We start from the raw sequence: 26517 nt of genomic DNA on the forward strand, positions 1-26517 counted from the left end.
CCCGTCTCGATCAGCGGTGCCACCGCGGGTGTCGGATCGAGATTCGCGCGGGTCACAGCCCGTTGAGAAGGGCTGATGCCGCATATCCGGGGGAACTCAGGGCGTGCGGGGCCGACCCTTACCGGCGACCCCTAACACGATCGGTGGGAATCCCCGATCACCGTGTGCCAGGGCACCGTCAGCTCCCCGAGCCGCCAGCGGCGGCGCCCGCCCAGCACCGGCCAACCCCGGGCGGCCAGCAACCGGACGGCCTCCGTCCACCGCGCTCGCGGACCGAACACCGCGTAGGGCGCGGCCGTGTCCCAGCACGCGTCCAGCGCGGACAGCAGCGCGTGGACCGGTTCGCCGTCGACGTTGCGGTGAATGAGCGCCTTCGGCAGCCGGGCGGCCAGCGCGGAGGGCCGGTCGAGCGTGGCGGTGCGGCACGAGAGCGTGAGCGTGCGCGGGCCCGCCGCCGTGAGCGTGACCCACGCGCAGAGCCTGCCGATCTCGTCGCAGGTGCCCTCGACGAGCACGCCGCCCGGCGCGAGCCCGGACAGCATCGCCGCCCACGACGGGGCCACGTCCGCCTCGTCGTACTGGCGCAGCACGTTGAACGCCCGCACGAGCACCGGCCGTGTTCCCGCGAGTTCGAATCCGCCCCGGCGAAAGTCCAGCCGCGGTGGCTCCGCGACCGCGCGGCCCGCCGCCACCCGGTCGGCGTCGAGTTCCAGGCCCAGCACCCGGACGCCGGGTCGCACGGGCGCCAGCCTGCGCGCCAGCTCCACGGTCGTCACCGGTGAGGCGCCGTAGCCGAGATCGACCACGAGCGGGTCGTCCGCCGCCCGCAGCGCGCGCCGCACCAATGGTTCGGACACCAGCCAGCGGTCGATCCTGCGCAGCCGGTTGGGGTTGGTGGTGCCCCGGGTCGGCGAGCCGACCGGGATCACTGCGCGAGCCACTGCCGGGCGGCGCGCGTCTCGGCTTCGAGCAGGTCCGTGACCTGCTCGGCGACGAACTTCTCGATCTTGCCTCCGACGAGCGGCACCCGCACGACGACCTCGCCGCGCGTGGTCTCGGCGCACCCGTCGCCCTCCGGTCGCAGGTCGGTGTCGGCGGTGATCCGGCCGGGAAGGTCGGCGACGTCGGCGGTCACCCTGCCGGTGCAGCGATCGCCCGACCGGGTCCAGACGTGGGTACGGACCACCGTGATGTCGCCGGAGCGCAGGCTCCGCACGATCGACGGGAGTTTGTCGGCCGCGATGCCCTGCACCAGTGTGTACCGGACACCCCGGTCCGTGACCTCGTGGTCGCGCAGCTCGGCGCGCTCGCCTCCGACCCGGTCCAGCCGCGCGCGCAGGGCCCGCTCGTCGGTCTGTGCGGTGAACACGTCGTCGAGGCTGTGCGCGAACGTGGCGCGATGCTCGATACGGGTGGCCATGCCGGGACAGTACCGTTTGACGTCGTGAGCACTGTCGAAACGGTCGGCCGGACGTCCGGCGAGCCTCTGCGCGAGCACACCACCCTGCGGCTCGGTGGCCCGGCGCGGCGCTACGTCGTGGCGAGGACCACCGACGAGCTGGTGGCGACCGTGCGCGACCTCGACGACGCGGGCGAGCCCGTGCTGCTCGTCGCCGGTGGGTCGAACCTCGTGGTCGGTGACGACGGTTTCGACGGGACCGTCGTGCGCGTCGCCACCACCGGGACGGGCGACGGGTGCCGCACGGTCGCGGCGGGGCAGGACTGGGACGCCTACGTGGCGGCCACGGTGGCGGCGGGACTCGGCGGGGTGGAGTGCCTGTCGGGCATCCCCGGCTCCGCCGGCGCGACGCCCATCCAGAACGTCGGCGCGTACGGGTGTGAGATCAGTCAGGTCCTGGAATCGATCGAGCTGTACGACCGTCGCCGCCGCGAGGTGCGGGTCGTCCCGGCGGGCGAGCTCGGCTTCGCCTACCGCACGAGCGTGCTCAAGGGCACCGACGGCGGCGTGGTGCTGTCGGCGCGGTTCCGCCTGACCGACGACGGGCTCTCGGCTCCCATCCGCTACGCCGAGCTGGCCCGCACGCTCGGTGTCGACATCGGAGCCAGGGTCCCCGCCGCCGACGCGCGGCGGGCGGTGCTGGAGCTGCGGCGTGGCAAGGGCATGGTGCTCGACCCCGACGACCACGACACGTGGAGCGCGGGCTCGTTCTTCACCAACCCGGTCGTCGCCGACGCCGACGCCGACCGGGTCCTCGCCACGATCGCCGACGTCGTGGGCGCCGACACGGCCGTGCCCCGCTACCCCGCGGACGGCGGCGTGAAGCTCTCGGCCGCGTGGCTCATCGAGCGCGCGGGCTTCGGCAAGGGGCATCCCGGGCCGGGAGGCCGGGTGGCGCTGTCCACCAAGCACACGCTCGCGCTCACCAACCGGGGCGCGGCCACGACCGCCGACCTGCTCGCGCTCGCCGGGGAGGTACGGGACGGCGTGCGCGAGCGTTTCGGCGTCGAACTGCGGCCGGAGCCCCTGCTGGTGAACTGCGTGCTGTAGTGGCGATGCGCGCCGGGATCACTCCCGGTGGACGCGGCTGCCGTTGTACTGCGCCCTCGGCTTGACCACGATCTGGTCCAGGTTGACGTGCGGGGGCCGGGTCGCGGCGAAGGCGACCACGTCCGCCACGTCCTCGGCGCTCAGCGGCGTGAGGCCCCGGTACACCGCGGCAGCGCGCTCGGTGTCGCCCTCGAACCGGTTCACCGAGAACTCGGTCTCGACCATCCCGGGGATCACCTCGGTGAGCCGTAGCGGATCGCCCAGGTGCTCGGACCGCAGCGTGCGGTGCAGCGCGGACTGGGCGTGTTTGGCGGAGGTGTAGCCCGCGCCACCGTCGTACACCTCGTGGCCCGCGATGGAGGTCACGGTGATGACGTGCCCGTCGCCGGAGGCCAGCAGTGCGGGCAGCAGCGCCTTGGTGACGCGCAGTGTGCCCAGCACGTTGGTCTCCCACATCCACCGCCAGTGCTCCTCGTCGGCGCGCTCCACGCGGTCGAGGCCCAGCGCCCCGCCCGCGTTGTTGACGAGGACGTGGCATTCGGCCACCCGCGCCGCGAACGCCGCCACCGACTCGGCGTCGGTGACGTCGAGCGGCTGGGCGGTGCCGGACAGCTCCTCGGCGAGCGGGCGCAGCCGATCCTCGCGCCGCGCTCCCAGGACGACGTGGAATCCCGCCGCCGCGAGGGCCCGCGCGCTCGCCGCGCCGATCCCGGCGCTCGCTCCTGTGATGACTGCCGTTCGGGTGCTCATGGCCCTCGATGCTGCCAGGTAATGTGGGCGTGCTCAGCGGCAGGCCGCGCGCCTGTGCGAGGTGCCGCGAAGGCCACCCTCGCTGCGTCTCACGCGGTCAAGGTGGCCTTCGCCGCAACCACCCGGGGCCGAAACGAGAGGGACGAGCGGATGAGGGTCGAGGTCGTCGGTGCGTCGGGGGTCCGGCTCGGAGTTCGCCTCGGCGGCAGGGAGGACGCGCCCGCCCTGGTGTTCGTCCACGGCTGGGCGCAGTCCGCGCGGGCGTGGCAGGCCCAGTTCGACGATCCCGCGTTGTGCGAGCACTTCCGCCTCATCGCCGTGGATCTGCGCGGGCACGGCACCTCCCGGATTCCCGACGGCGTGCGCGGCGGATTCGACGACCCCGCCGTGTGGGCTGCCGACCTGGCCGCCGTGCTCGACCTGGCCGGCCCCGGCGCCGTGCTGGTGGGCTGGTCCTACGGCGGTCTGGTCATCACCGACTACCTGCGCACCCACGGCACTCACGGCCTGGCTGGCCTCGCGTTCGTGGGCGCCATCACCGAGATCGGTCGGGGCCGCCCCGGCGGCCGGGTCGGGCCCGCGATGGCGCGGGCGCTGCCCGGCGCGCTGTCCGACGACCTCGACGTGGCCCTGCCCGCGCTCACCACGCTGGCCAAGGGCATGACCGCGAAGCCCGTACCCGGTGCGGTGGCCCAGGGCCTGCTTGGCGCGAGTCTCAGCGTGCCGCCCAGCGTGCGCGCGGCCCTGTTCCGGCGCGATGTCGACAGCGCCGACGTGCTCGCGGCCCTCGACGTGCCCACGCTCGTCGTCCACGGCACCGACGACGCCGTTGTCGACGTCACGGCGGGCGAATACGCGGCCGGGAAGATTCCGGGGGCCCTCGCGCGTTGGTTGCCAGGGGTAGGCCACGTGCCGTTCGTCGAGTCCGCCCGGGAGTTCGGCACCGCCCTCGGGCGGTTCGCCGGACAGGCCACCGGGTGAGCAGAAAGGTGATGGGGTGACGATCTCCTGGTACCGGGCGGCCACACGGCCGCGCCGGATCGCCGTGCTGTCCGTACACACCTCCCCGCTGGAACAGCCGGGAACCAACGACGCGGGTGGGATGAACGTCTACGTCTCCCAGACCGCCGTCGAGATGGCCCGCCGCGGCGTGGCCGTCGAGGTGTTCACCCGCGCCACGTCCTCCGACCAGCCACCGGTGGTCGAACTCGCGCCGGGGGTGACGGTCCGCCACATCCCGGCGGGCCCGTTCGAGCCGCTGCAACGCGGCGAGCTGCCCTCGCAGCTGTGTGCGTTCACGTCGGGCGTGCTGCGCACGGAGGCGTTCCAGGAACCGGGCTACTACGACCTCGTCCACTCGCACTACTGGCTGTCGGGACAGGTCGGCTGGCTCGCGCGCGAACGCTGGGGTGTGCCGCTGGTCCACACCGCGCACACGCTGGCCAAGGTGAAGAACGCCGCGCTCGCCGACGGCGACACCCCGGAACCGCGCACGCGGGTGATCGGCGAGGAGCAGGTCGTGGCCGAGGCCGACCGGCTCGTGGTCAACACGGAGGTGGAGGCCGACCAGCTCGTGCGGCTCTACGGGGCCGCTCCCCGCGCGGTGCGCACGGTGTCACCCGGAGTGGATCTCGCGCGGTTCCGGCCGGGTTCGCGAGCGCGGGCGCGGGCCGCCCTCGGGCTGCCCGGTGACGCGGTGGTGCTGGCGTTCGCGGGCCGCATCCAGCCGTTGAAGGCGCCCGACGTCCTGTTGCACGCCGCCGCCCGGCTGCTGGAGCGCGAGCCCGCGCTGCGGAGGCGGCTCGTGGTGCTCATCGCGGGCGGTCCGTCCGGTACGGGGCTCGAACAGCCGTCGTCGCTACGGGAACTGGCCGAGCGCCTAGGCGTGTCCGACGTCACCCGCTTCCTGCCGCCGCAGGGCGGTGACGACCTCGTCGGCGTCTACCGCGCGGCCGACGTGGTCGCGGTACCCAGCCACAACGAGTCCTTCGGGCTGGTCGCGCTTGAGGCCCAGGCCTGCGGCACGCCCGTGGTCGCGGCCGGTGTGGGCGGGCTGCCCGTGGCCGTGGACCACGAGCGCTCCGGCCTGCTGGTTCCCACCCACGCCGCCGACGACTGGGCCGACGCGCTGGCTCGCGTCGCACTGCGCCCCGGTGTGCGGGAGGCCCTGGCCCGTGGTGCCGTGGAGCACGCGCGGCGCTTCTCGTGGGCACGCACCACGGACGCGCTGCTGGAGACGTACGCGGAGGCGACGAGGGCCTTTCCGGGTGTGGGACTGGAGGTGGCGGTGTGAGCACCGACGTCGACGCGGTGATCGCCGCGACGTTGGACGCGGCGGAGCTGGACTACGACCGGCGGCGGGAGGGTGTCTACTTCGTCACACTCCCGGGCGCGAAGAAGCTCCAGACCAACTGCTGGCTGATCGCCCGCGAGCACAGCCTGTCGGTGGAGGCGTTCGTGTGCCGCCGACCGGACGAGGCACACGAGGCCGTCTACCGGTTCCTGCTGCGGCGCAACGCCAAGCTCTACGGCGTCCACTACACGATCGACGAGGTCGGCGACATCTACCTCGTCGGACGGCTGGGGCTGGCGACGGTGACGGAGTCCGAGCTGGACACCGTGCTGGGGCAGGTGCTGGAAGCCGCCGACGGTGACTTCAACACGCTGCTGGAACTGGGTTTCGCCACGTCGATCCGGCGGGAGTGGGACTGGCGGGTCTCGCGCGGGGAGTCACTGGCCAACCTGCGGGCGTTCGAGCACCTGGTGCGCCCCGATGGTGGCCCTGCCGATCACACCCCGGGTTCGCTGACCTCGGAGTAGCGGGTGTCGCGGGGCGGCTCGAGGGAGGGGGGAGTCGCGAACTCGAGCCGCCCCGCTGACGTTCCCGCCGCATGGACCCGGTGGCGAGGGGGATGCCAACGGGGCCGGCGGGTCGCAGCTCGGCAGGGGGGAGACGAGCTGCGCCTGCGCCCGCATTCGGCCGGGGAGTGCGTGGTGACCGACCGAGCGGGTTGTAGCCAACTTGTCAGACTCGGGACTGTAATCACAAGACTACGCACTACCCCAATAGGGTGAAATTCGCCCCTATCGTTAACGCATCGCGACCCTCTTCACGGAAAGGACACGTTGTTGGCGGCACGCCCAGGGATCGAGTGAAGATCAGCTCTCGGTTACGCCACAGTCAGTAGATCGCTGCCGGTGCCTGCCCAGGCGACCGGCCACCCGAACGGTCGCATGGCAGGCTGGGGGCATGGCCGAACTGGGAACACTGGTGCTGCTGCGGCACGGGCAGAGCACGTGGAACGCCGAGAACCTCTTCACGGGCTGGGTCGACGTCCCGCTGTCCGAGCTGGGCGAGCAGGAGGCGCGACGCGGCGGCGAACTCCTCGTCGACGCGGGCCTGCTCCCCGATGTCGTCCACACCTCGCTGCTGCGCCGCGCGATCTCCACCGCCAACCTCGCGCTGGACGTCGCCGACCGGCACTGGATCGACGTGCGCCGCGACTGGCGCCTCAACGAGCGCCACTACGGCGCGCTCCAGGGCAAGGACAAGAAGCAGACGCTCGCGGAGTTCGGCGAGGAGCAGTTCATGCTGTGGCGGCGCTCCTACGACACGCCGCCCCCGCCGATCGAACCGGGCGCCGAGTACGGCCAGGACGCCGACCCGCGCTACGCCGGCCTCAGGGCCGAACTCCCCGCCACCGAGTGCCTCAAGGACGTCGTGGCCAGGCTGCTGCCGTACTGGGAGTCGAGCATCGTGCCCGACCTGCGGGCGGGACGCACCGTGCTGGTCGCCGCCCACGGCAACTCGCTGCGCGCGCTCGTGAAGCACCTCGACGGGATCTCGGACGCCGACATCGCGGGGCTCAACATCCCGACCGGCATCCCGCTGCGCTACGACCTGGCCGACAGCGACGGCGACCTCCGGCCCACCAACCCGGGCGGCACCTACCTGGACCCGGACGAGGCCGCCAAGGCCGCCGCGGCGGTGGCGAGCCAGGGCCGCTGACGGCGTCGGCGCGGGTGGTGCCGCGGCACCCGCCACGTGAGCACGGGCCGAGCGGCGTTCGTCCGCCGGGTGAACGAGTGGTGACCCGGCGGCGAACTCGTGCCGGGCAGGTGTCAGGACCGTCACGGGAGGGCTTCCGGGACTAGGACCGGAGGCCACTTTCGTGCCTACGATGCTCCCGTGACGGCGCCCGCTACGTTCGCGCTGGCCCTCGCCGCAGCGGCGATCGGCCTGCTGGTCGGTTTGGCTCTCGCCAGGGCCCGCCGTCCCCGGGCCGCTGGGCAGGGCCCGACGGCGGCCGAGTTGCTCGACCGCATCGTCCGCTCGTCCAACAACGGCGTGCTGGTGCTCAACCGCTTCGGCGACCTCGTGTTGTACAACCGCAGGGCCGAGGCACTGGGGCTCGTGCGGCTCAACCAGGCCGACGCCAGGGCACGCAAGGCGGCCGAGCGAGCCGCCGACGGCGACGAGCCCTCGGAGATCGACCTCTCGCCTCTCGCGGTACGGGGCAGGGGCCCCGCCGCGGTGCTGGGCGAGGTGCGCCCCCTCGGCGACGGCTTCACCGTCATCGAGGCGGTGGACCACTCCGAGGCCGTGCGGCTGGAGGCGACCCGGCGCGACTTCGTCGCCAACGTCAGCCACGAGCTGAAGACCCCGGTCGGCGCCATCGCTCTGCTGGCGGAGGCGGTGCTCGACGCGGCCGACGACGCCGACGAGGTACGCCGGTTCGGGGAGAAGATCCTCGGCGAGTCCACCCGGCTCGGCAAGCTCGTGACCGAGCTGATCGCGTTGTCCCGGCTCCAGGGCGCCGAGAAGCCGCCGGATCTCACCGTGGTGGACGTCGACACGGTCGTCGCCGAGGCACTCGGCCGTACCCGGCTCGCCGCCGAGGCCGCCGACATCGACATCACCACCGACAGCGCGGTGGATCTGACCGTCGAGGGCGACCGGACGCTGCTGGTCACCGCGCTGTCGAACCTGCTGGACAACGCGCTCGCCTACTCCCAGCGGGGCAGCCCCGTGTCGATCAGCCGCAAACTGGTGGACGGGCATGTCGAGGTCGCGGTGACCGATCGGGGCATCGGCATCGCGGAGGCCGACCAGCAACGGGTGTTCGAGCGCTTCTACCGCGCCGACAAGGCCCGCTCCCGGGCCACGGGCGGTACCGGGCTCGGACTGGCCATCGTCAAGCACGTCGCCGCCAACCACGGCGGCGAGGTGCGCCTGTGGAGCAGCCCCGGCGTCGGCTCCACCTTCACGCTGCGGATTCCCGCCCACCAGGGCGCGCGGCCGCCCGGCCAGCGTGACGAGCACGTCGTGCCTGCGACCGCGCAGGACAGCACAGGAGGAGGAACGTCGTGACGAGGGTGCTGATCGTCGAGGACGAGGAGTCGTTCGCCGACCCGCTCGCCTTCCTGCTGCGGAAGGAGGGGTTCTCGGCCGCTGTCGCGACCGACGGCAGGCAGGCCATCGAGGAGTTCGACCGCAACGGCGCCGACATCGTCCTGCTCGACCTCATGCTGCCGGGTATGAGCGGCACCGACGTGTGCAAGCAGTTGCGGCAGCGCTCCGCCGTGCCGGTGATCATGGTGACGGCCAGGGACAGCGAGATCGACAAGGTCGTCGGGCTGGAACTCGGGGCCGACGACTACGTGACGAAGCCGTACTCGGCGCGGGAACTCATCGCGAGGGTGCGCGCCGTGCTGCGGCGCGGGGTGGAGCCCACGGGCGAGGCCCAGCAGGAGCAGCCCGTGCTCAGCGGCGGCCCGGTGCGGATGGACGTCGAGCGGCACGTCGTCACGGTGGGTGGCGAGGACGTGTCGCTACCGCTCAAGGAGTTCGACCTTCTGGAGTACCTGCTTCGTAACGTCGGCCGAGTGCTCACGCGCAACCAGCTCATCGACCGGGTGTGGGGTGCGGACTACGTGGGCGACACCAAGACGCTCGACGTGCACGTCAAGCGGTTGCGGTCCAAGATCGAGCCCGATCCGGGCGCGCCACGGCACCTCGTCACCGTCCGTGGGCTGGGTTATAAGTTCGAGGGATGACGGTCGTCGCTCGGCGCAGAACGACGACCGCCGAGCGGTTCCCGTCTCATGTCACAGCGGGATCACGCACCAGGGCGGTACCGTAGGATTTTGTGCGCCTAGGGGTACTCGACGTCGGCTCCAACACCGTTCACCTGCTCGTGGTGGACGCCCATCGTGGTGCGCACCCGACGCCCATGCATTCCGAGAAGACGGTCATGCGGCTCGTCGAGCGGATCGACGCCGGTGACGAGCTGGACAAGAAGGCGGCCGACGAACTGGTCCTCGCGGTCGCCGAGGCCCGCGACGCTGCCCGGCGGCTCGGGTGCGAGGAGATCATGGCCTTCGCGACCTCGGCGATCCGGGATGCCGTCAACGCGGGCGAAGTCCTGGCCAGGGTGGCGGAGGAAACGGGGATCGAGCTGCGCGTGCTCACCGGCGAGCAGGAGGCCCGCCTCACGTTCCTCGCCGTGCGGCGCTGGTTCGGGTGGTCGGCGGGCAGGCTGCTGGTGCTGGACATCGGCGGCGGCTCGCTGGAGGTCGCGATGGGTGTCGACGAGGAACCCGACCTGGCCGAGTCGCTGCCGCTCGGAGCGGGGCGGCTGACCCGCACCCGCTTCGACCACGATCCACCGACGCGCTTGGAGGTGGTGTCGACCACGGTCTGGCTGGGCGATCAGCTGGGCGAGCTGGCCGACCACGTGGCGGCGCTGGGGACGCCGGACCGGGTGGTGGCGACGTCGAAGACGTTCCGGTCGCTGGCCCGGTTGACTGGAGCGGCACCGTCGTCGGCGGGTCCGAGGGTGAGCCGGGTGCTCACCCACGCGGGGCTGCGGCAACTGATCTCGTTCATCTCGCGGATGTCGTCCGATGACCTGGCGCAACTGGAGGGCGTGAGCACCAGCAGAGCCCACCAGCTCGTCGCGGGAGCCCTTGTGGCGGAGAGCACGATGCGGGCCCTGTCGCTCGAATCCCTGGAAATCTGCCCCTGGGCGCTTCGGGAGGGTGTCATTCTGCAACGGTTGGACCACTCCGACGGCACGGACCAGACCGCACTGTTGACCGGCCGGAGGCGCGACGGATGATGCCAGGGTTCAGACTGGACGGAACGAGCGGGCGACGGGCACGGTGGAAGGGATGACTCGAGACAGCGACGGCGAGCGGCCACAGAAGACGGTGGCCGAGCTTCTCGCCGAACACGGCGGACAGGTCGGTGGCGCGCCGCGCCGTCGGCGTCGTCGCGCTGCCGAGGACGACGACGCGGGCGACGGTCGGCAACCCGGCATCACCGACACGGCGCCACAGGCGATCATCGAGCGCATTCGTGCCGAGGGGCCGCCACCCGGGCAGGCGCCACAGCCGGGGCAGGCCGCGCCGGGACAGGCGCCGCCCAACGGGGCCAACGGAGCTGGCGGAGCCGTGAACGGACGCGCGGGCGAGGGCGAGCAGCCCCGGCGCGGTGGGCGGCCGGGCAGGCCACCCTCCGGGGCGGGACAGCCTCCGCCGCGACCGCCGCAGAACTCCGGCCCCTATCCCGCGCCGGAGGAGCCGGGCCGTAACCCCCTGCCGCCGCGTGGCGCGAACGCCGGGCCCGCGCCCACCCAGTCGAACCTGCCGCCGAGCAGTTCCCACAGCACCGGGTACGGCAAGCCAGCCAACGGCTTCCGGCCACCGCGGGCGAAACCGCAGTCCACCGGGGGCAACCCGGTTCCACCGCCGCCCAACGGCGCGGGACCGCAGGCACCGCAGGGCCCGGCGCCGCAGGCCGGGCCGCCGAAGCAGCAGTCGTCCGGAGCGTTGCCCACCCCACCCGGGCCGCCGCCGGGCGGCGGCCGGGACGCGGCGAACCGGATGAACGCCACCCGGCGAGTGGCCGCACCGGGCCCGCCGCCACCCGCCGCACCGCAGTCGCAGCAGCCACCGAACGACGGCGCGCAGGAGGGCTCGCTGTCGGCGCGCCTCGACGGCCTCGACCGCGCGAAAGACACGGACGACGTCGACGCGCCGCAGGCGCAGCCACCCGCCGGGCCGCCGCAGCGCTCCGGCCGGTTCCCGATGCCGCCGCGCAGGCGCAGGCCGCCCAGGGGCGCGCCCGCGCCTCCCGCCGAACCGAGCACGCAGCAGTTGCCCGCCGTGTCGGACGGTGATCCCGAGCAGACCGCGCTGGCCGAGCCGGTCCGGCCGGACGAGCCTCCTGCCGGCCTGGCCGGTGCTCCGGGCCAGGCCGACGAGCCCACCAGGGTCGGAGTCGCGCCCGTGCCCGGCGGCCCTGCCGAGGGCGGAGACGGACCGGCCACCGGTTACTACGTGCCCGACTTCGGCGACGAGCCGGACGGTCCGCGCGAGCGCGGTGACTTCGACGACTTCGACGGCTTCGACGACGCGCCGACCCGGGTCGGCATCCTCGGCGACGATCCGCTCGCCGCCAGCGACTACGCCGACTACGACGGCGACGACGGCGACTACGGCGACTATGACCGGTACGACGACTACGACGACTACGACGGAGACCCCGACGACCCCGAAGACCGCCATGACGCGGACGGTGCCCGGTCGGTGCGGACCCGGACGGCCGAGGACGACGACGGTGCGGGCCGTGCCGACGAAGCCGAGGACGCCGACGGTTCACCGGCCAAACAGTGGTTGGTGCTGGCAGGCCAGCTCGCGCTCGGTGTGGCCGGCGGCGCGGGCGTGTGGCTCGGCTTCAACTGGTTGTGGGGTCAGCTGCCCGCCGCCGCGCTGATCGCGGCACTGGTGGTCACGGTCGGCCTCGTGTGGGTGGTGCGCAAGGTCCGGCGGGCCGAGGACACCCAGACCACGGTGCTCGCGCTGCTGGTGGGGCTGGTCGTCACGGTCTCGCCCGCGGCGTTGTTGCTGGTCTCCCGTTAGCGTGGCCGCCCCGGCGATCCCGGTGACACTGTCCACGGCGTCGGTGTGGCCGTTGCGTGCGCAGAACGCCTTCGAGCTGGCCTCCGACCTCGGGTACGATGGTGTCGAGGTGATGGTGTGGGCCGACCCGGACAGCCAGGACGTCAAGGCGCTCCGGCGGCACAGCAAGGCCACCGGCGTCCCGGTGCTGTCGCTGCACTCGCCGTCGCTGCTCATCACCCAGCGCGTGTGGTCGCCCGATCCCGTGGAACGACTGCGGCGGTCGGTGGACGCGGCGCACGAGCTGGGGGCGAACACCGTGGTCGTCCACCCGCCCTTCCGCTGGCAGCGCCGCTACGGCGACGCGTTCGCCGATCTGGTGGCCGAGCTGGAGCGCGACAGCGGGGTCGCTGTCGCGGTCGAGAACATGTTCAAGGTGCGTCCGCCCGGCGGCGGGCGCAACGCCCGCGTGTCGGCGTTCCGGCCGTCGATCGATCCGACCGACGTGGGGTACGCGCACTACACCCTCGACCTGTCCCACACGTCCGCCGCCGGAATGGACTCGCTGGCGCTGGCCGAGCGCATGGGGCCGGGGCTGGCGCACGTGCATCTGGCGGACGGCACGGGGGCGCCCAAGGACGAGCACCTGGTGCCGGGCCGCGGCAGCCAACCGTGCGGTGAGCTGCTGGAATGGCTGGTGGAGCGGGACTACGACGGCGCCGTGGTGCTGGAGGTCAACACGCGGGCCGCGCGCTACCCGGCTCGCCGGGTCGCCGATCTCGCGGAGGCGTTGCTGTTCACCCGTCTGCATCTCGGACAGTGACCGGGTCGTCATCGTCCACCGCCGTTCGCCCCGTAGAGTTTGCGTCGTGGAGCCGCTGCGTACGTTGATCCTCGCCGCCGCCGACAACGACGTGATCCGGCGGGTGGTCGCCACCGCACCGGGGAGCCGTCAGATCGTCGCCCGGTTCGTCGCGGGCGAGACCGTGGCGGACGCGCTGGACGCCGTGCGGGGGCTCGCCGCCGACGGCAGAACGGCGACGCTCGACTACCTGGGGGAGTACACGAGCGACCCCGAACTGGCGGAGAAGACGGTCCGCACCTACGTGCATCTGTTGGAGGAACTCGGTGCGCACGGGCTCGCGCGGCACGCCGAGGTGAGCGTCAAGCTCTCGGCGCTGGCGGTCGGGGGCGACGAGGTCCTCGCCGGTCGCGCGCTCAGCCGGATCTGCGAGGCCGCCGAGGCGTGCGGCACCACGGTCACCGTCGACATGGAGGACCACACCGCCACCGACGCCACTCTGCGCGTGGTGGAGCGGGCGCGCCAGCGGTGGCCGTGGGTCGGCGCCGTGGTGCAGTCGTACCTGCACCGCACCGAGTCGGACCTTGCGTCGTTGGCACACAAGGGGTCGCGGGTGCGGCTGTGCAAGGGTGCCTACGCCGAGCCCGGTGACGTCGCGTTCACGGACACCCACGCGGTCGACGTGAGCTACGTGCGCTGTGCGAACGCGCTGCTGGACGGCGGCGCGTACGCGATGTTCGCCACCCACGACCCCCGGCTGGTGAGCGTGCTGCGCCAGCGGGCCCGCTGGTACGGCAGGGAACGCGGCAGCTACGAGTACCAGATGCTGTACGGGATCCGGCCGGACGAACAGCGCCGGCTGGCCACGGAAGGGGAGACCGTGCGCGTGTACGTACCGTTCGGGGAGCAGTGGTACGGCTACCTCATGCGGAGGCTCGCCGAGCGACCCGCGAACCTGGCCCTGTTCCTGCGAGCCCTGGCCAGTCGTTCGTGAGTACGGTCGACTCGGAGCCGGTGCCGTTCTCCACGGCCTGTGACGTCCGCTCGCTCGGCGACGGCACCTTCACCGCGGATCTGCGGCAGGAATGGGCGATCGGCAAGCATCCCCACGGCGGGTTCCTGCTGGCCCTGCTGGCGAAGGCCGCGATCCGTACCCTGTTCGAGGCGGGCGAGCCTCCCGCGGAACCGCTGGTGGTGAACGCCGAGTTCCTGCACGCCCCCGCGCTGGGGCCGGTACTGGTGCGCACCGACGTCCGCAAGATCGGCAGGCGGACCACGGTGGTGGCCGTGGTGCTGGAACAACGTGGCCGCAGTTGCGTGGAGGCCAGGGTCACGGCGGGCAGGCTGCCGCTGCGCCCGCCGGTGTGGAGCGACGCGCCCGCGTTGCCCGCCGAACCGCCCGCGAGTGCGTTGCCGCTGAGCGGGCGCACCGCCGAGGGACTGTTCCACCTCGCCAAGGGTTGTGACGTCCGCGTGGACGCGGCCACCGCGGGCTACCTCACCGGGCGCCGCGACGACCCGCCGCGCCTGCGGTTGTGGGTGCGGCCGAGGCGGGGCGAGCCCGACCCCTACTTCGCGTTGCTCGCGGGCGACATCAACCCGCCCGTCGTCTTCAACCTCGGTCGCACCGGCTGGGCCCCGACCGCCGCGCTCACCGCACTGGTACGGACCAGGCCGCACACCGGGTGGCTGCGGGTGGCCGTGGAGTGCCGTGCCGTGCAGGAGGGCTGGTTCGACTCCGACGCCGTCGTGGTCGACAGCCAGGGCCGCATCGTGTGCCAGGCGCGGCAGTTGGCGCTGTCCCCGCTGCCCTGACCCGCCACCGGGCGGCACCGGGTGCCCGGCCTAGTGTTGCGGGCATGGCAACCATCGCGGTACTGGGTGCGGGCAAGATCGGCGAGGCGCTGCTGTCGGGGCTGCTGCACGGTGGCCGTAGTCCCGGCGATCTGCTGTTCACCGAGCGCCATCCCGAGCGGGCGGCGGAGCTGGAGTCGGCCTACGGCGTCACGGGTGTCACCGTGGCCGAGGCGGCGCGGCGAGCCGATCTGCTGGTGGTGGCCGTCAAGCCGCAGGACATCGACCCGGTGCTGGCGGAACTCGCCCAGGCACTGCGGCCGTCGTCGCTCGTGGTGTCGCTGTGCGCGGGACTGCCCACGGCACTGTTCGAACGCACGCTGCCCGAGGGCACCCCCGTGGTGCGGGTGATGCCGAACACGCCGATGCTCGTCGGCGAGGCGATGAGCGCCGTGTCGCCGGGCAGCCACGCCGACGCCGAGCACGTCAGGCAGGTCACGGATCTGCTGAGCTGCGTCGGCAAGGTCGTCGAGGTGCCCGAGTCGCAGCAGGACGCGGTGACCGCGCTGTCGGGTTCCGGTCCGGCGTACTTCTTCTACCTCGTGGAAGCGATGATCGATGCGGGCATCCTGCTGGGGCTTCCGCGCGCGGTGGCCGAACAGCTCATCGTGCAGTCCGCCGTCGGCGCCGCCACGATGCTCGCGGAGGGCGCGGGCCATCCGGTGCTGCTCCGGGAAGCCGTGACCTCGCCCGCCGGCACGACCATCAACGCCATCCGGGAACTGGAGAAGCACGGCGTGCGGGCGGCGCTGCTGGCCGCCATCGAGGCCGCCCGCGACCGGTCGGTCGAGCTGGGCCGAGCGCACGAGGACTCCGAACGGGCATGACGGTGGGTGCCCGGTCGGGTCGGGTTCCGGCGTGTTGACACCGCGTTGACTCCGTCCGGGTGCCTGTTTCCCCTCGACAGGCGTCGCACCAGCCCCACATGTCCCGCTACCCTCGAGAGCAGCACGCGCGTGTCGGTACCGCTCGATGGGGAAGTCGAGCGGCACGGCGCGTGGCAGAGGGACACGGTGAACTGTTATGCCGCCGAACGGAAACGAGGACGTGCCGGGCCCCCGACATGTCCAGTTCCTGACCGTCGCCGAGGTGGCCACGCTGATGCGGGTCTCCAAGATGACGGTCTACCGACTGGTGCATTCCGGTGAGTTGCCCGCCGTGCGGGTGGGCAAGTCGTTCCGGGTGCCCGAGCAGGCCGTCCACGACTATCTCGACAACGCCTACTTCGACGTGGGTTAGGGCCACCGAGGGCCACGCACGCCGCGCTGATGTGCCCAGGTAACCTGGAAGGCCGTTCGCGACCGACCGTTAGGAGCGTGGTGTGGGCTCGGTAATCAAGAAGCGACGTAAGCGTATGTCCAAGAAGAAGCACCGGAAGCTGCTTCGCCGCACCCGCGTGCAGCGTCGCAAGCAGGGTAAGTGACGTCGCAGGCCCGCGGGCGCAAGTGAGGCCGGGGGTCTGATGAGGCCGAAGGTCGTCCTGGTCACCGGGGTTTCCGGTGAACTGGGCGGGCGCCTGCTGTCGCGGTTGGGCGCCCGCAGTGACCTCGAACGGGTTGTCGGCGTGGACACGTCGCCCCCGGCGGCGAAGATCCTCCGTCGACTCGGCCGCGCGGAGTTCGTGCGGGTCGACATCGGCAACCCGCTGATCGCGAAGATCATGACGTCCGCGAGAGTGGACACGGTGGTCCATGCCGGTCCGACCTGCCATCCCGCGGGCTCGGGCAGGCGGTGGGCCGGGAAAGAGGCCACCGTCATCGGCACCATGCGGCTGCTCGCCGCGTGCCAGAACTCGCCGTACGTCCGCACGCTCGTCGTCACCTCGACGACGGCGGTGTACGGCGCGTCACCGCGGTCCAGGGCCGTGTTCACCGAGGACGCGGAACTCATTCCGACCACCGTGTCCGGCTACTCGAAGGACGCCGTCGAGCTGGAGGGCTACGTGCGCGGGTTCGCGCGGCGCCGTCCCGAGGTCGGCGTGACGACGTTGCGCCTCGCGGACGTGCTCGCGCCGGACTTCGACACCGTCTTCTCCCGGTACTTCTCGCTGCCGCTGGTCCCGACCGTGCTCGGGTTCGACGCGCGCCTGCAGTTCCTGCACTCCGAGGACGCACTCGCCGTGCTCGAACGGGCCACGGTCCGCGCGCGGCCCGGCGTGTCCGAGGTGTTCAACGTCGCAGGCCAGGGCGTGCTCGCGCTGTCGCAGGCGATCCGCAGGGCGCACCGCGTGCCGGTGAGCGTCCCGCGTGCCGCGATGCCCTCGCTCGGCAGGGCGCTGCGGGGTGCGCGCAGGGTGAACACCTCGCCCGACCTGCTGCGCCTGCTCAGCTTCGGCCGCGTGGTCGACACCACCCTGCTGAGGCGGGACTTCGGCTACTCACCCCGGTGGACGACACCGCAGACGTTCGACGACGCCGTGGTCAGCCGGGGTGTTACGTGACCGGGCTTGGCGGGCCGGAGTCGTGGGCCGGCGCGCTCACCGGATTCGCCCGCCGCAGGCTCGCCGGCGACTACGAGGTCGACGAGTTCGGGTTCGACCCCGAGCTCACCGAGTCGGTGCTGTTCCCCCTGCTGCGCCCGCTGTACGAGCGGTGGTTCCGGGTCAGCACCCACGGCCTCGGCAACATCCCCTCCGAGGGCGGCGCGCTGCTGGTCTCGAACCACTCGGGCGTGCTGCCACTGGACGCCGTGATGACCGCGTTCGCCGTCCACGACGAGCACCCGGCACACCGGTTCCTGCGGATGCTCGGCGCGGAGCTGGTCTTCGACACCCCCGTGCTCGGCGAGCTGGCGCGCAAGACCGGTCAGACCTTGGCGTGTCACCCCGACGCCGAGCGCCTGCTGCGGGACGGCGAGCTGGTCGGGGTGTGGCCGGAGGGCTACAAGGGCGTCGGCAAGCCGTTCTCGGCGCGCTACAAGCTCCAGCGGTTCGGGCGCGGTGGGTTCGTGTCGGCCGCGCTGCGCACCGGAGTGCCCATCGTGCCCTGCGCCGTCGTGGGCGCGGAGGAGATCTACCCGAAGATCGCGGACATCCGCCCGCTGGCGCGGCTGCTGCGGTTGCCCTACTTCCCCGTCACCCCGTTCTTTCCGTGGCTGGGGCCGCTCGGGACGATCCCGTTGCCGACGAAGTGGCACATCGAGTTCGGCGAACCGGTCCGGACCGACACCTTCGACGCGGAGTCCGCCGACGACCAGATGCTCGTGCTCACCCTGACCGACCAGGTGCGCGAGAGCATCCAGCAGCTGCTGTACCGCAGGCTCGCCCTCCGTCGCGGCATCTTCACCGACGGCGGGCCCGGTTCGTCGCAGGGTTAGCCGGGCTCGCATCGTCCGCTGCGGACACGACTACGCAACCTGCGGACACGACTACGCAACTTGCGGACACGGCTACGCAGGCTGCGGACACGGCTACTCGGGGTGGTTTCAGGCGGCTCTTCTGCGGTAGGCCAGGCCCGCGGCGACGGCTCCGGCCAGGGCTCCGGCGCCCAACACCGACGGCACACCGATCCGCGCGGCCTTGCGGCCGGTGCGGAAGTCGCGGATCTCCCAGCCCCGGTTTCTGGCGGTCTCCCGCAGGCCCGCGTCCGGATTCACGGCCACGGCGGCGCCCACGACCGACAGCATCGGCACGTCGTTCTGTGAGTCCGAGTAGGCCGTGCAGCGGCGCAGGTTCAGGCCCTCCCGCGCGGCGAGCGCACGCACGGCGTGCGCCTTCGCCCTGCCGTGGAGCATGTCGCCGACCAGCCGTCCCGTGTACACGCCGTCGACGCTCTCGGCCACGGTGCCGAGTGCTCCGGTGAGTCCGAGCCGCCGGGCGATGATGGCCGCGAGTTCGACGGGCGTGGCGGTGACCAGCCACACGCGCTGCCCCGCGTCCAGGTGCATCTGGGCGAGTGCCCTGGTCCCGGCCCAGATGCGGTCGGCCATCAGCTCGTCGTAGATCTCCTCGCCGATGGCGACCATCTCGTCGACGGTTCGTCCCGCCACGAACGACAGGGCCTGCTCCCGGCTGGACTGCACGCCCTGGTGGCTCTCCCGGCCCCCGACGCGGAACTTGACCTGCTGCCACGCGAATCCGGCCAGGTCGGAGCTGCTGAAGTACTTGCGCGCCGCGAGCCCCCTGGCGAAGTGGAAGATCGACGCGCCCATCATCATCGTGTTGTCGACGTCGAAGAACGCCGCCGCGGTCAGGTCCTGCTGGACGGGAGGCTGGGTCTCGGGTGGACGCGGTTCGGCCTCCGGTTCGACCGTCGCGACCGCCGCGGCCTCCATCGCGACCGCGGCGTCGGCCGAGGCCTCACCGGCCAGCGCCGCGAGCCGCTCGCGTTCCCGTCCCTTACCGCGGCCCCGCCACCGAGACACGCACACCGCCTCCATACGTATGGGTTCGCCTCCGGCGCTTGCCCACAGAGTAACGAGCGTGACGCGAACACCGGAGAGCTATCCGACGGTCACGGCGGGCAATCCGGAGAGCACGCCTGTGACACTCACCACGGGTGCCGGGACGGGCGCTTCGGACGGCAACCGGGGCCGCTCCGGTGCGGACACGGGTGCGGGCACCGTGGCCGGTGGGGCGACGTCGGCCGGATCCAGCGACCCGAACGGTGGGCCGGGCCGGTCCGAGGTCGGCGGCGCCACCGGCGAGGTCGGCGAGCTCGGCGCGGGCGGGGCGGGCGCGGCAGTCGGCTCGACGGGGAGATCCACTTCGAGAGCGGGATCGGCCGCCGGTGGCTGCCCGGTCGGCGGCGGCCCCGGCCCGAGCGGCGACGGGGGCGCGCAGCGGCCGGTGGCGGGGAGCGCGCCGAGGTCGTCGGAGTGCGCCGAGGTGATCTCGTAGCACTCCATCCGTTCGGCCAGCGCCGAGGCTCGCCGGTCGATGCGGTCGAGCAACCCCGCCACCTCGTCCGTCACTTCGTCCGCCACCGCGTCCGGCAGCGCGGTGGGCAGTCCGGGGGCCAGCGTGTCGAGGCGGGCCGTCTCGCGTCCCGCCCAGTCGCGCAGTACGCCGAGCTGGCTGCCGTCGGAACGGGTGGCGAGCGCGGTGAGCCGCACCGTGCCCTCGGTGGCGTGGTCGGCGAAGCCGCGCAGGGCCGCGCGGACCCGGCCCGGTTCGGCGGAGCCCGTCTCGCCGAGCGTGGCGAGTTCGTCGAGCCGCCGGGATGCGTAGTTCAGCCGCCGGACGGCGGCGTCCTCGTCGTCGAAGGTCAGCCCGAGCGCGGCGCTCTCCTGCGCACGCTTGAGCTGGTAGAGCGGCCCCCCGGGCAGGGCGTCGCGCGACAGCAGCAGGCCGGTGAACGCGAGCAGGGTCGCCAGTGCGGCCAGCGCGGTGAGCACCGGCAGCGGGCGGCGCCGAGGCGAGCTCACCGAGCGCCGGGCCATGCGTTGCCGCGTGGCCGCGTCGACCGTGACGTCGTGGGCGACGGTGTCGCCGAGCCTGCGCAGTGCGGCCACCACGGCCAGCTCGGCGCCGAACTGGTCGGCGTCGGTGCCGGAGTCCACGGCTCGCGCGAAACGCTCGTCCCGCGCACGGGCCTGCCGCGACCGCCGGGACCACGCAGTCCTGCCCACCGCGTTCCCTCCACCGCTCGCCGTGCTCCGGGCCTTCCCGCCGGAGCAACGAGCGCGGGGGTGCGGCGGTTACGTGCGGTGGCTCACCGGAGCCCGTGGGGCAGCAGGGTGGCGAGGCGGCGCACGGCGCGGTGCTGCAACGCCTTCACCGCACCCTCGTTGCGCTGCATGATCGCGGCGGTCTCCGACACGGAGTAGCCCTGGATGAAGCGGAGGATGATGCACTCGCGCTGGTCGTCGCCGAGGTCGGCGACACAGCGCAGCAGTTCGTCACTGGTGGATCGGCTGATCACTTGTTGTTCCGGGCCGGGTGCCGCGCCGCGGCTCACGCCGCCCTCGGTCACCTCGTCGGTGACGACCTCCAGCCGGAAGCGGCTGGACTTGACGTGGTCGAGCACGAGGTTGCGGGCGATGGTGGTGAACCAGGCCCCGACGTCGCGGCCCTGGTAGGAGATCGACGTGATCCGGCGGAGTGCTCTGAGGAAGGTCTCGCTCGTGACGTCCTCGGCGAGGTGCCGGTCGCCGAGGCGCAGCAGCACGTAGCGGTAGACGCCCTCGACGTGCCGGTCGTAGAGCGTGGCGAACGCGGCGGAGTCGCCGCGCTGGGCGGCCCGCACGAGCTCCCAGTTCTCGGCCACGACCCCGTCGGCGGGTACCGGGGACTCGGTCGTGCCGCCCGTTGTCTCCGCGTCGGAGGTCGCGGGCCGCGCGCCAAGCAGTCCCAGCGTCGCGGGTGCGGGACCAGCCGCAACAGCGATCGGCATGCTCACGTGTCGCACCTCCTCCGGGCCCGTTCCCGGCCTCCGCGTGATCATCGCCACTACGTCGCCCGACGGAGCATACGTGTTGTTACCGCGAAGTAGGTAGTGGTGTCCTGGTTGCGAATCGGCGACATCACCGGTGACGATCTGGCCGCCACCGGGTCGCTGAGACACTGTGGGGACGGCGAAAGGGGCAGGTTGTGACGGGTGAGAGTGGCAACGTGGCGGAGCTCGCCACCGCCGCGGGGGAACACAGGCCGGGCCGCGACGCATTGATCGATACAGCGACGGGAACCACACTCACCTGGGACGAAACGGACAGGGCCGTCACCGCCACGGCACACGTGCTGCGCGCCGCCGGAGTCGAACCCGGCGACAGGGTGGCGCTGCGCTATCCCACCTCGGCGGCGTTCGCGGTGTCGTTTCTCGCCGTGCTGCGTGCCGGGGGGATCGCGGTCCCGCTGAATCCGCAGGAGCCCGACTCGGCTTCCGAGGCCCTGCTGGCGCACAGCGGGGCCCGCGTGCTGCTGACGGACCGGCCGTTCGAGGCGACCCGACAAGCCCCCGCGCTCGTCGAACCGGTGCTGAGCGCCACCGCCGAGGCGGACCCGTTCCCGCAGGTCACGCGAGGAGGCGAGGACGTCGCCGCGCTGCTGTACACGTCCGGCACCACGGGGCCCGCTCGCGGCGCGATGCTGTCGCACCGGGCGTTGCTGGCCAACGTCGGGCAGTTGCGCGCGCTGAAGCCCGCTCCGGTGGAACCGGGCGATCGCGCCTACCTCGCGGTGCCGCTGCACCACGTCTACGGGCTCGGGCCCGGGCTGCTCGCCGTCGCGGCGGCGGGCGCCACCGCTGTGCTCTCGCCGCGGTTCGAGGTCCGCACCGCGTTGTCGGACTGCCTCACCCACCGCGTGACGGTCGTGCTCGGCGTCCCGGCGATGTACGCGGAGTTCGCCGCGCGGCCGGTCGACGAACTCGGCGAGTGCCTGGCGACGGCCCGGTTGCTGGTCTCCGGCGCGGCCCCGCTGCGGCCGAAGGTGCTGGCCGCCGTGCGCGGCGCCACCGGGCTGGCGGTGTTCGAGGGCTACGGGCTCACCGAGGCCGCACCCGTCGTGACGTCCACGCTGGTCACGGGCTACGCGAAGCCGGGCTCGGTGGGCAGGCCGCTGCCCGGCGTCGAGGTGCGGCTCGTGGACAGCGACGGCAGCGCGGACCCGGCGCCGCAGGACCCCGACGACCCGGACGACACGTTCGACGACACCGACGGCACCGGGCTGGTGGCGGTGCGCGGCGCGAACCTGTTCTCCGGCTACTGGCCCGACGGCGCGCACGGGCCCGGCGACGACGGCTGGTTCCGCACCGGAGACGTCGGCTACGTCGACGTCGACGGCGACCTGCACCTGGTGGACCGCGCGGGCGACCTGGTGATCGTCAACGGGTTCAACGTCTACCCGCACGAGGTCGAGGACGTGATCGCGGAGCTGCCTAACGTCGCGGAGGTGGCCGTGGTGGGCACGCTCGACGAGCGCACCGGGGAGGCGGTCAAGGCCGTCGTGGTGCCCTCGCCCGGCGCCGCCCTGTCCGAGCAGCAGGTCGTGGACCACTGCGCGAGCAGGCTCGCCGGGTACAAGGTGCCCACCGTGGTGCGCTTCGCCGACGCGCTGCCGCATTCGGCGACCGGGAAGGTGAGCAGGGCCGGGCTGCGCGACGCGCCCGCACCGGGTGAGGATGGCGGTCATGGCTGACGGTTCGGCACCGGCACACACGGTCGTGGTGATGACGCGCGCGGGCTGTCCCGCGTGCGAGCGCGCGGAGCGCGATGTGGAACGCATCTGCGGCGTACTCGGGGTGCCGTGGTCGGCGGCGGACGTCGACACCGACCCGGAGTGGCGCGCGGAGTACGGCGACCGGGTGCCGGTGATCCTCGTCGACGACGCCGAGCACGGCTACTGGTCCGTGGACGAGGCTCGGCTGACGGCGGCGCTGCGCGACGGGTAGGCGGTAGGGCGGCGCAGGCACCGGGTGGTCTCCAGGGGGCCTGGTGTGGCCTGCGTCAACCCCTTCACCAGGGGTTTTGTGCCTACGTTCACAAGTGGCTACCGTAGTGCCATCGCCGCGCGAGCCCGGCTATCGAACACTACCGTGCCCGCTCGGTCAAGCATCGATTTTCCCCGACCGGTGACAGGAGTCCAGCGTGGTGGCACAGCGGGGCCGGCGCAACGGGTCTCCGGGGGCTCCAACAACTCCAGGAACCCGAGGAACTCCAGGAGCCCCGGCGTCCGCGAACCCCCGGCGAGGCGCACCCGTGCCACGGCGTGCCTCGGAGCTGGACACCGCGCCGACCGACGAGTTGCCCGTCGTGGCACCGCCCGCGGCGTCCGGCGCGGCCAGGGCGATCCCTGAGGCCGCCGTCGCCCGGCTGGCCGTCTACCTGCGGGTGCTGTCGGCCATGGCGGAGCAGGGCTCCACGACGGTGTCCAGCGAGGAACTGTCGGCTGTCGCGGGGGTCAACTCGGCGAAACTGCGCAAGGACCTCTCCTACATCGGTTCCTACGGCACCAGGGGAGTGGGCTACGACGTCGCGGTCCTGGTGGGCCAGATCGAACGGACTCTGGGCCTGACGCGCCAGCACAAGGTCGCCGTCGTCGGAATCGGCAACCTCGGTCATGCGTTGGCCAACTACGGCGGCTTTCCCGGTCGCGGTTTTCCCGTCGAGGCCCTGTTCGACATCGACCCCGACCTGGTCGGCGTGCCGGTGGGCGGGGTGCCGGTGTCACACCTGGACGACATCCCCTCGGTGTGCGCGCAGCGGGGCATCTCCATCGGGGTCGTCGCGACGCCGCCGACCGCGGCGCAGTTGGTCTGCGACCGGCTGGTGGCGGGTGGAGTGCAGTGCATCCTCAACTTCGCCCCCGCGGTGCTGCAGGTGCCCGAACATGTCGAGGTGCGAAAGGTCGACCTGGCTGTGGAGTTGCAGATCTTGTCCTTCCACGTGGCGCGGAGGGCGGACGGCGAGGGTGACGGTCAGGCCGCCGCGCCGAACGCCGGTCCCGCCGAGGGAGCGGTGGTGTCCTCATGAGCATCCTGGCGATCGGCCTGTCCCACCGCACCGCCGACCTGACGACGCTGGAGCGGGCCGCCGTGCCCGCCGCCGAGGTCGGCAAGGTGCTGTACGAACTCCAGCAGGCCGACGACGTCTCCGAGGTCATGCTGCTGTCGACCTGCAACCGCATCGAGGTCTACGCCGTCGTGGAGACCTTCCACGGCGGGCTCGCCGGGATCGCCGACGTGCTGGCCCGGCAGGCCGGCATGGAACCGGCGCAGCTCTACGACCACGTCTACGTCCACTACGCGGGCGCGGCGGTGGAGCACGTGTACTCCGTGGCGTCGGGACTCGACTCCATGGTCGTGGGCGAGACGCAGATCCTCGGCCAGGTCCGGTCGTCCTACGCGGTGGCGCGCGAGGCGGGCACCGTCGGCCGCACCCTGCACGAGCTGGTCCAGACCACCCTGCGGGTGGGCAAGCGCGTCCACAGCGAGACGGGCCTCGACCGGCTGGGCGCGTCGGTGGTCTCGGAGGCACTGGCCGCCGCGGGGGACCTCACGGGGCGCCGCGCGCTCGTCGTCGGTGCGGGTTCGATGGGCGCCCTGTCGGCGTCCCAGCTGCGCAAGAGCGGTGTCGCCGAGATCGCCGTGGTGAACCGCACCGCCGAGCGGGCGGCCCGCCTGGCGGAGTCGATCAGCGAGCAGGGAGTGGCGGCGCGGGCCGTGCCGATGGCCGAGCTGGCGGACGAGCTGGCGCTGGCCGACGTCGTCGTGGCCTGCACCGGTGCCAAGGTGGCGGTGCTCGGTACCGAGCACGTGGCCGCCCGGCCCGACCGGCCCGTGGTGATCTGCGACCTCGGCCTGCCGAGGGACGTGGAACACGCGGTCGGGGAGGTGCCCGGCGTCTCGCTGGTGGACCTGGAGACCGTGCGCAGGCGCATGAAGGAATCCGGAACCGCCACCACGGAGAAGCAGATCGCCAGGGCGTCGGGCATTGTGCTTGACGAGGTGCGCGCGTACCTGGCGGGCCAGCGCAGCGCGGCCGTCACGCCGACGGTGACGGCGCTGCGCAAGCGGGCCGCCGAGGTCGTCGACGCCGAGCTGCTGCGGCTCGACCGCAGGCTGCCCGGGATCGACGCCGAGGTGCGTGACGAGCTGGGCCGCACGGTACGGAGGGTGGTGGACAAGTTGCTGCACTCCCCGACCGTGCGCGTCAAGCAACTCGCCGCGGAGAAGGCGGGCACCGACTACGCGAACGCGCTGCGCGAGTTGTTCGAACTCGACCCGCAGGCGCCCACGGCGGTGTCGAGTCCTTCGGCCGTGCTCCGCCCTGACCAGATCGACGGTGACCACAGTGACTGACTCCCGGCCCGGAACCACGTCCGGCAGGACCATCCGTATCGGCACGCGGGCCAGCAAGCTCGCGATGGCGCAGAGCGGCACGATCGCGGCGATGCTGGAGGCCGCGGGGCAGCCGGTCGAACTGGTGCCCGTGTCGACCCCTGGCGACCGGTCGTCCGCGCCGATCGCCGAGATCGGGGTCGGCGTGTTCACCTCGGCGGTGCGGGACGCGCTGCTCGACGGCAGGGTCGACGTCGCTGTGCACTCGCACAAGGACCTGCCCACCGCCGCCGAGCCCGGCATCGTGCTCGCCGCCGTGCCGGTGCGGGAGGACCCGAGGGACGCGCTCGTGGCGCGCGACGGCCTCGCGCTCGGCGAGCTGCCACCCGGCTCGACGGTGGGCACCGGCTCCCCGCGCCGCATGACGCAGTTGCGGGCGCTCGGGCTCGGGCTGAACGTCGTGCCGATCCGTGGCAACATCGACACCCGGATCGGCAAGGTCACGTCGGGCGAGCTCGATGCGGTCGTGCTGGCCAGGGCGGGACTGTCCAGGGTGGGCAGGCTCGGTGAGATCACCGAAACGCTCGACCCGATCCAGGTGCTGCCCGCACCGGCTCAGGGAGCACTCGCCGTCGAGACCCGCGTCGACGACGTGGACACCGAACACCTGCTGCAGTCCATCGTGGACGACGAGGCGACACGGGTCGCCGTGACGGCCGAGCGGGCGCTGCTTGCGGCGCTCGAAGCGGGCTGCAGCGCACCCGTGGGCGCACTCGCCGAGGTCGTCGAGGATCTGACCGGTGAAGGCGCCGTGATCGAGCGCCTCTCGCTGAGGGGGGTCGCCGCCACCGGGACGGAGGGCGACGCCGTGCAGATCCTGCGGGCCTCGGCGATCGCCGACAAGCACGAGGCCGAAGGGCTGGGCCGCAGACTGGCCGCCGAGCTGCTCGACCTCGGCGCAGGCGCCCTGTCGCGCTGACATC

Annotated in this window: 28 protein-coding genes; 22 read left to right on the forward strand and 6 right to left on the reverse strand. The window is 72.6% G+C overall.

From position 1 onward, the window contains the following. Positions 1–131 precede the first annotated feature (131 nt). Together FFT09_RS09665 and FFT09_RS09670 are read right to left on the reverse strand one after the other, a co-directional pair. Positions 132–941: a class I SAM-dependent methyltransferase gene (locus FFT09_RS09665; RefSeq protein WP_138382448.1), complete on the reverse strand. Its 810-nt coding sequence runs from the start codon at positions 939–941 to the stop codon at positions 132–134. Beyond that, a complete protein-coding gene (locus FFT09_RS09670) occupies positions 926–1420 on the reverse strand; it encodes a DUF2505 domain-containing protein (protein ID WP_138382449.1) in 495 nt (164 codons plus the stop codon). The genes FFT09_RS09665 and FFT09_RS09670 overlap by 16 nt, the downstream gene beginning before the upstream one ends. Before the next feature lie 24 nt (positions 1421–1444). On the opposite strand from FFT09_RS09670, the gene FFT09_RS09675 reads away from it, so the two are divergent. Beyond that, the gene (locus tag FFT09_RS09675; protein ID WP_024876472.1) at positions 1445–2509 is read left to right on the forward strand and encodes a UDP-N-acetylmuramate dehydrogenase; all 1065 of its coding nucleotides are present in this window, start codon (positions 1445–1447) and stop codon (positions 2507–2509) included. A gap of 18 nt (positions 2510–2527) precedes the next feature. On the opposite strand, the gene FFT09_RS09680 is transcribed toward FFT09_RS09675, so the two are convergent. After that, positions 2528–3259 (reverse strand): SDR family oxidoreductase, encoded by a 732-nt coding sequence (locus FFT09_RS09680; protein WP_138382451.1) that lies wholly within the window; start codon positions 3257–3259, stop codon positions 2528–2530. A 150-nt stretch (positions 3260–3409) separates the two neighbouring features. Between FFT09_RS09680 and FFT09_RS09685 the strand changes: the two genes are divergently transcribed. From FFT09_RS09685 to FFT09_RS09760, 16 genes are all read left to right on the forward strand, one after another. Further along, positions 3410–4240 carry an alpha/beta fold hydrolase gene (locus FFT09_RS09685; RefSeq protein ID WP_138382452.1) on the forward strand — a complete coding sequence of 277 codons (831 nt, stop codon included), beginning with the start codon at positions 3410–3412 and terminating at the stop codon, positions 4238–4240. A 16-nt stretch (positions 4241–4256) separates the two neighbouring features. Next, positions 4257–5552: a D-inositol-3-phosphate glycosyltransferase gene (mshA, locus tag FFT09_RS09690; protein ID WP_081193140.1), complete on the forward strand. Its 1296-nt coding sequence runs from the start codon at positions 4257–4259 to the stop codon at positions 5550–5552. Continuing rightward, positions 5549–6079, forward strand: coding sequence for a type III secretion system chaperone family protein (locus FFT09_RS09695; RefSeq protein WP_024876468.1), 531 nt, complete (start codon positions 5549–5551; stop codon positions 6077–6079). Before mshA ends, FFT09_RS09695 begins: the two co-directional genes overlap by 4 nt. Positions 6080–6509: 430 nt before the next feature. Further along, a complete protein-coding gene (locus tag FFT09_RS09700) occupies positions 6510–7268 on the forward strand; it encodes a phosphoglyceromutase (RefSeq protein ID WP_138382453.1) in 759 nt (252 codons plus the stop codon). Positions 7269–7448: 180 nt separating this feature from the next. After that, positions 7449–8630: a sensor histidine kinase gene (locus FFT09_RS09705; protein ID WP_081193142.1), complete on the forward strand. Its 1182-nt coding sequence runs from the start codon at positions 7449–7451 to the stop codon at positions 8628–8630. Then, positions 8627–9316, forward strand: coding sequence for a response regulator transcription factor (locus FFT09_RS09710; RefSeq protein ID WP_024876465.1), 690 nt, complete (start codon positions 8627–8629; stop codon positions 9314–9316). Before FFT09_RS09705 ends, FFT09_RS09710 begins: the two co-directional genes overlap by 4 nt. Before the next feature lie 92 nt (positions 9317–9408). Beyond that, positions 9409–10380: a Ppx/GppA family phosphatase gene (locus FFT09_RS09715; RefSeq protein ID WP_138382454.1), complete on the forward strand. Its 972-nt coding sequence runs from the start codon at positions 9409–9411 to the stop codon at positions 10378–10380. 52 nt (positions 10381–10432) lie between these two features. Next, positions 10433–12184, forward strand: coding sequence for a hypothetical protein (locus FFT09_RS22890; protein WP_167305355.1), 1752 nt, complete (start codon positions 10433–10435; stop codon positions 12182–12184). 1 nt (position 12185) lies between these two features. Then, positions 12186–12986, forward strand: a complete 801-nt coding sequence (locus FFT09_RS09725) for a sugar phosphate isomerase/epimerase family protein (protein ID WP_138382455.1) — start codon at positions 12186–12188, stop codon at positions 12984–12986. A 46-nt stretch (positions 12987–13032) separates the two neighbouring features. Continuing rightward, positions 13033–13959 (forward strand): proline dehydrogenase family protein, encoded by a 927-nt coding sequence (locus FFT09_RS09730; protein ID WP_138382456.1) that lies wholly within the window; start codon positions 13033–13035, stop codon positions 13957–13959. Beyond that, positions 13956–14780 carry a thioesterase family protein gene (locus FFT09_RS09735; protein WP_081193151.1) on the forward strand — a complete coding sequence of 275 codons (825 nt, stop codon included), beginning with the start codon at positions 13956–13958 and terminating at the stop codon, positions 14778–14780. The genes FFT09_RS09730 and FFT09_RS09735 overlap by 4 nt, the downstream gene beginning before the upstream one ends. A 44-nt stretch (positions 14781–14824) precedes the next feature. Further along, positions 14825–15646, forward strand: coding sequence for a pyrroline-5-carboxylate reductase (gene proC / locus FFT09_RS09740; RefSeq protein WP_081193152.1), 822 nt, complete (start codon positions 14825–14827; stop codon positions 15644–15646). A gap of 196 nt (positions 15647–15842) precedes the next feature. Further along, positions 15843–16058, forward strand: a complete 216-nt coding sequence (locus FFT09_RS09745; RefSeq protein ID WP_024876457.1) for a helix-turn-helix domain-containing protein — start codon at positions 15843–15845, stop codon at positions 16056–16058. 82 nt (positions 16059–16140) lie between these two features. Then, complete coding sequence (locus tag FFT09_RS09750) at positions 16141–16242, forward strand: 30S ribosomal protein bS22 (RefSeq protein WP_005453035.1); 102 nt, start codon at positions 16141–16143, stop codon at positions 16240–16242. A gap of 39 nt (positions 16243–16281) precedes the next feature. After that, positions 16282–17259 carry an NAD-dependent epimerase/dehydratase family protein gene (locus tag FFT09_RS09755; RefSeq protein ID WP_037335068.1) on the forward strand — a complete coding sequence of 326 codons (978 nt, stop codon included), beginning with the start codon at positions 16282–16284 and terminating at the stop codon, positions 17257–17259. Next, a complete protein-coding gene (locus FFT09_RS09760; protein WP_244231289.1) occupies positions 17256–18134 on the forward strand; it encodes a lysophospholipid acyltransferase family protein in 879 nt (292 codons plus the stop codon). Before FFT09_RS09755 ends, FFT09_RS09760 begins: the two co-directional genes overlap by 4 nt. A gap of 108 nt (positions 18135–18242) precedes the next feature. Here the strand turns inward: FFT09_RS09760 and FFT09_RS09765 are convergent, their stop codons facing one another. The 3 genes from FFT09_RS09765 to FFT09_RS09775 all read right to left on the reverse strand — a co-directional run bounded on the left by FFT09_RS09765 (position 18243) and on the right by FFT09_RS09775 (position 21157). Continuing rightward, a complete protein-coding gene (locus tag FFT09_RS09765; protein WP_024876456.1) occupies positions 18243–19196 on the reverse strand; it encodes an HAD family hydrolase in 954 nt (317 codons plus the stop codon). 63 nt (positions 19197–19259) lie between these two features. After that, a complete protein-coding gene (locus FFT09_RS23430; protein WP_138382457.1) occupies positions 19260–20387 on the reverse strand; it encodes a DUF5667 domain-containing protein in 1128 nt (375 codons plus the stop codon). A gap of 83 nt (positions 20388–20470) precedes the next feature. Beyond that, the gene (locus FFT09_RS09775; protein ID WP_138382458.1) at positions 20471–21157 is read right to left on the reverse strand and encodes a sigma-70 family RNA polymerase sigma factor; all 687 of its coding nucleotides are present in this window, start codon (positions 21155–21157) and stop codon (positions 20471–20473) included. A gap of 191 nt (positions 21158–21348) precedes the next feature. On the opposite strand from FFT09_RS09775, the gene FFT09_RS09780 reads away from it, so the two are divergent. From FFT09_RS09780 to hemC, 5 genes are all read left to right on the forward strand, one after another. Further along, positions 21349–22893 carry an AMP-binding protein gene (locus FFT09_RS09780; protein WP_138382459.1) on the forward strand — a complete coding sequence of 515 codons (1545 nt, stop codon included), beginning with the start codon at positions 21349–21351 and terminating at the stop codon, positions 22891–22893. Then, positions 22886–23146, forward strand: coding sequence for a glutaredoxin family protein (locus FFT09_RS09785; RefSeq protein WP_138382460.1), 261 nt, complete (start codon positions 22886–22888; stop codon positions 23144–23146). Before FFT09_RS09780 ends, FFT09_RS09785 begins: the two co-directional genes overlap by 8 nt. 196 nt (positions 23147–23342) lie before the next feature. Next, positions 23343–24227 (forward strand): redox-sensing transcriptional repressor Rex, encoded by an 885-nt coding sequence (locus FFT09_RS09790; protein ID WP_138382461.1) that lies wholly within the window; start codon positions 23343–23345, stop codon positions 24225–24227. Then, positions 24224–25555 carry a glutamyl-tRNA reductase gene (locus FFT09_RS09795; RefSeq protein WP_138382462.1) on the forward strand — a complete coding sequence of 444 codons (1332 nt, stop codon included), beginning with the start codon at positions 24224–24226 and terminating at the stop codon, positions 25553–25555. The genes FFT09_RS09790 and FFT09_RS09795 overlap by 4 nt, the downstream gene beginning before the upstream one ends. Continuing rightward, a complete protein-coding gene (gene hemC / locus FFT09_RS09800) occupies positions 25539–26513 on the forward strand; it encodes a hydroxymethylbilane synthase (protein ID WP_425273052.1) in 975 nt (324 codons plus the stop codon). The genes FFT09_RS09795 and hemC overlap by 17 nt, the downstream gene beginning before the upstream one ends. Positions 26514–26517: the final 4 nt, after the last annotated feature.

The sequence above is a fragment of the Saccharomonospora piscinae genome (assembly GCF_005862235.1).
GTDB classification, from domain to species: Bacteria; Actinomycetota; Actinomycetes; order Mycobacteriales; family Pseudonocardiaceae; genus Saccharomonospora; species Saccharomonospora piscinae.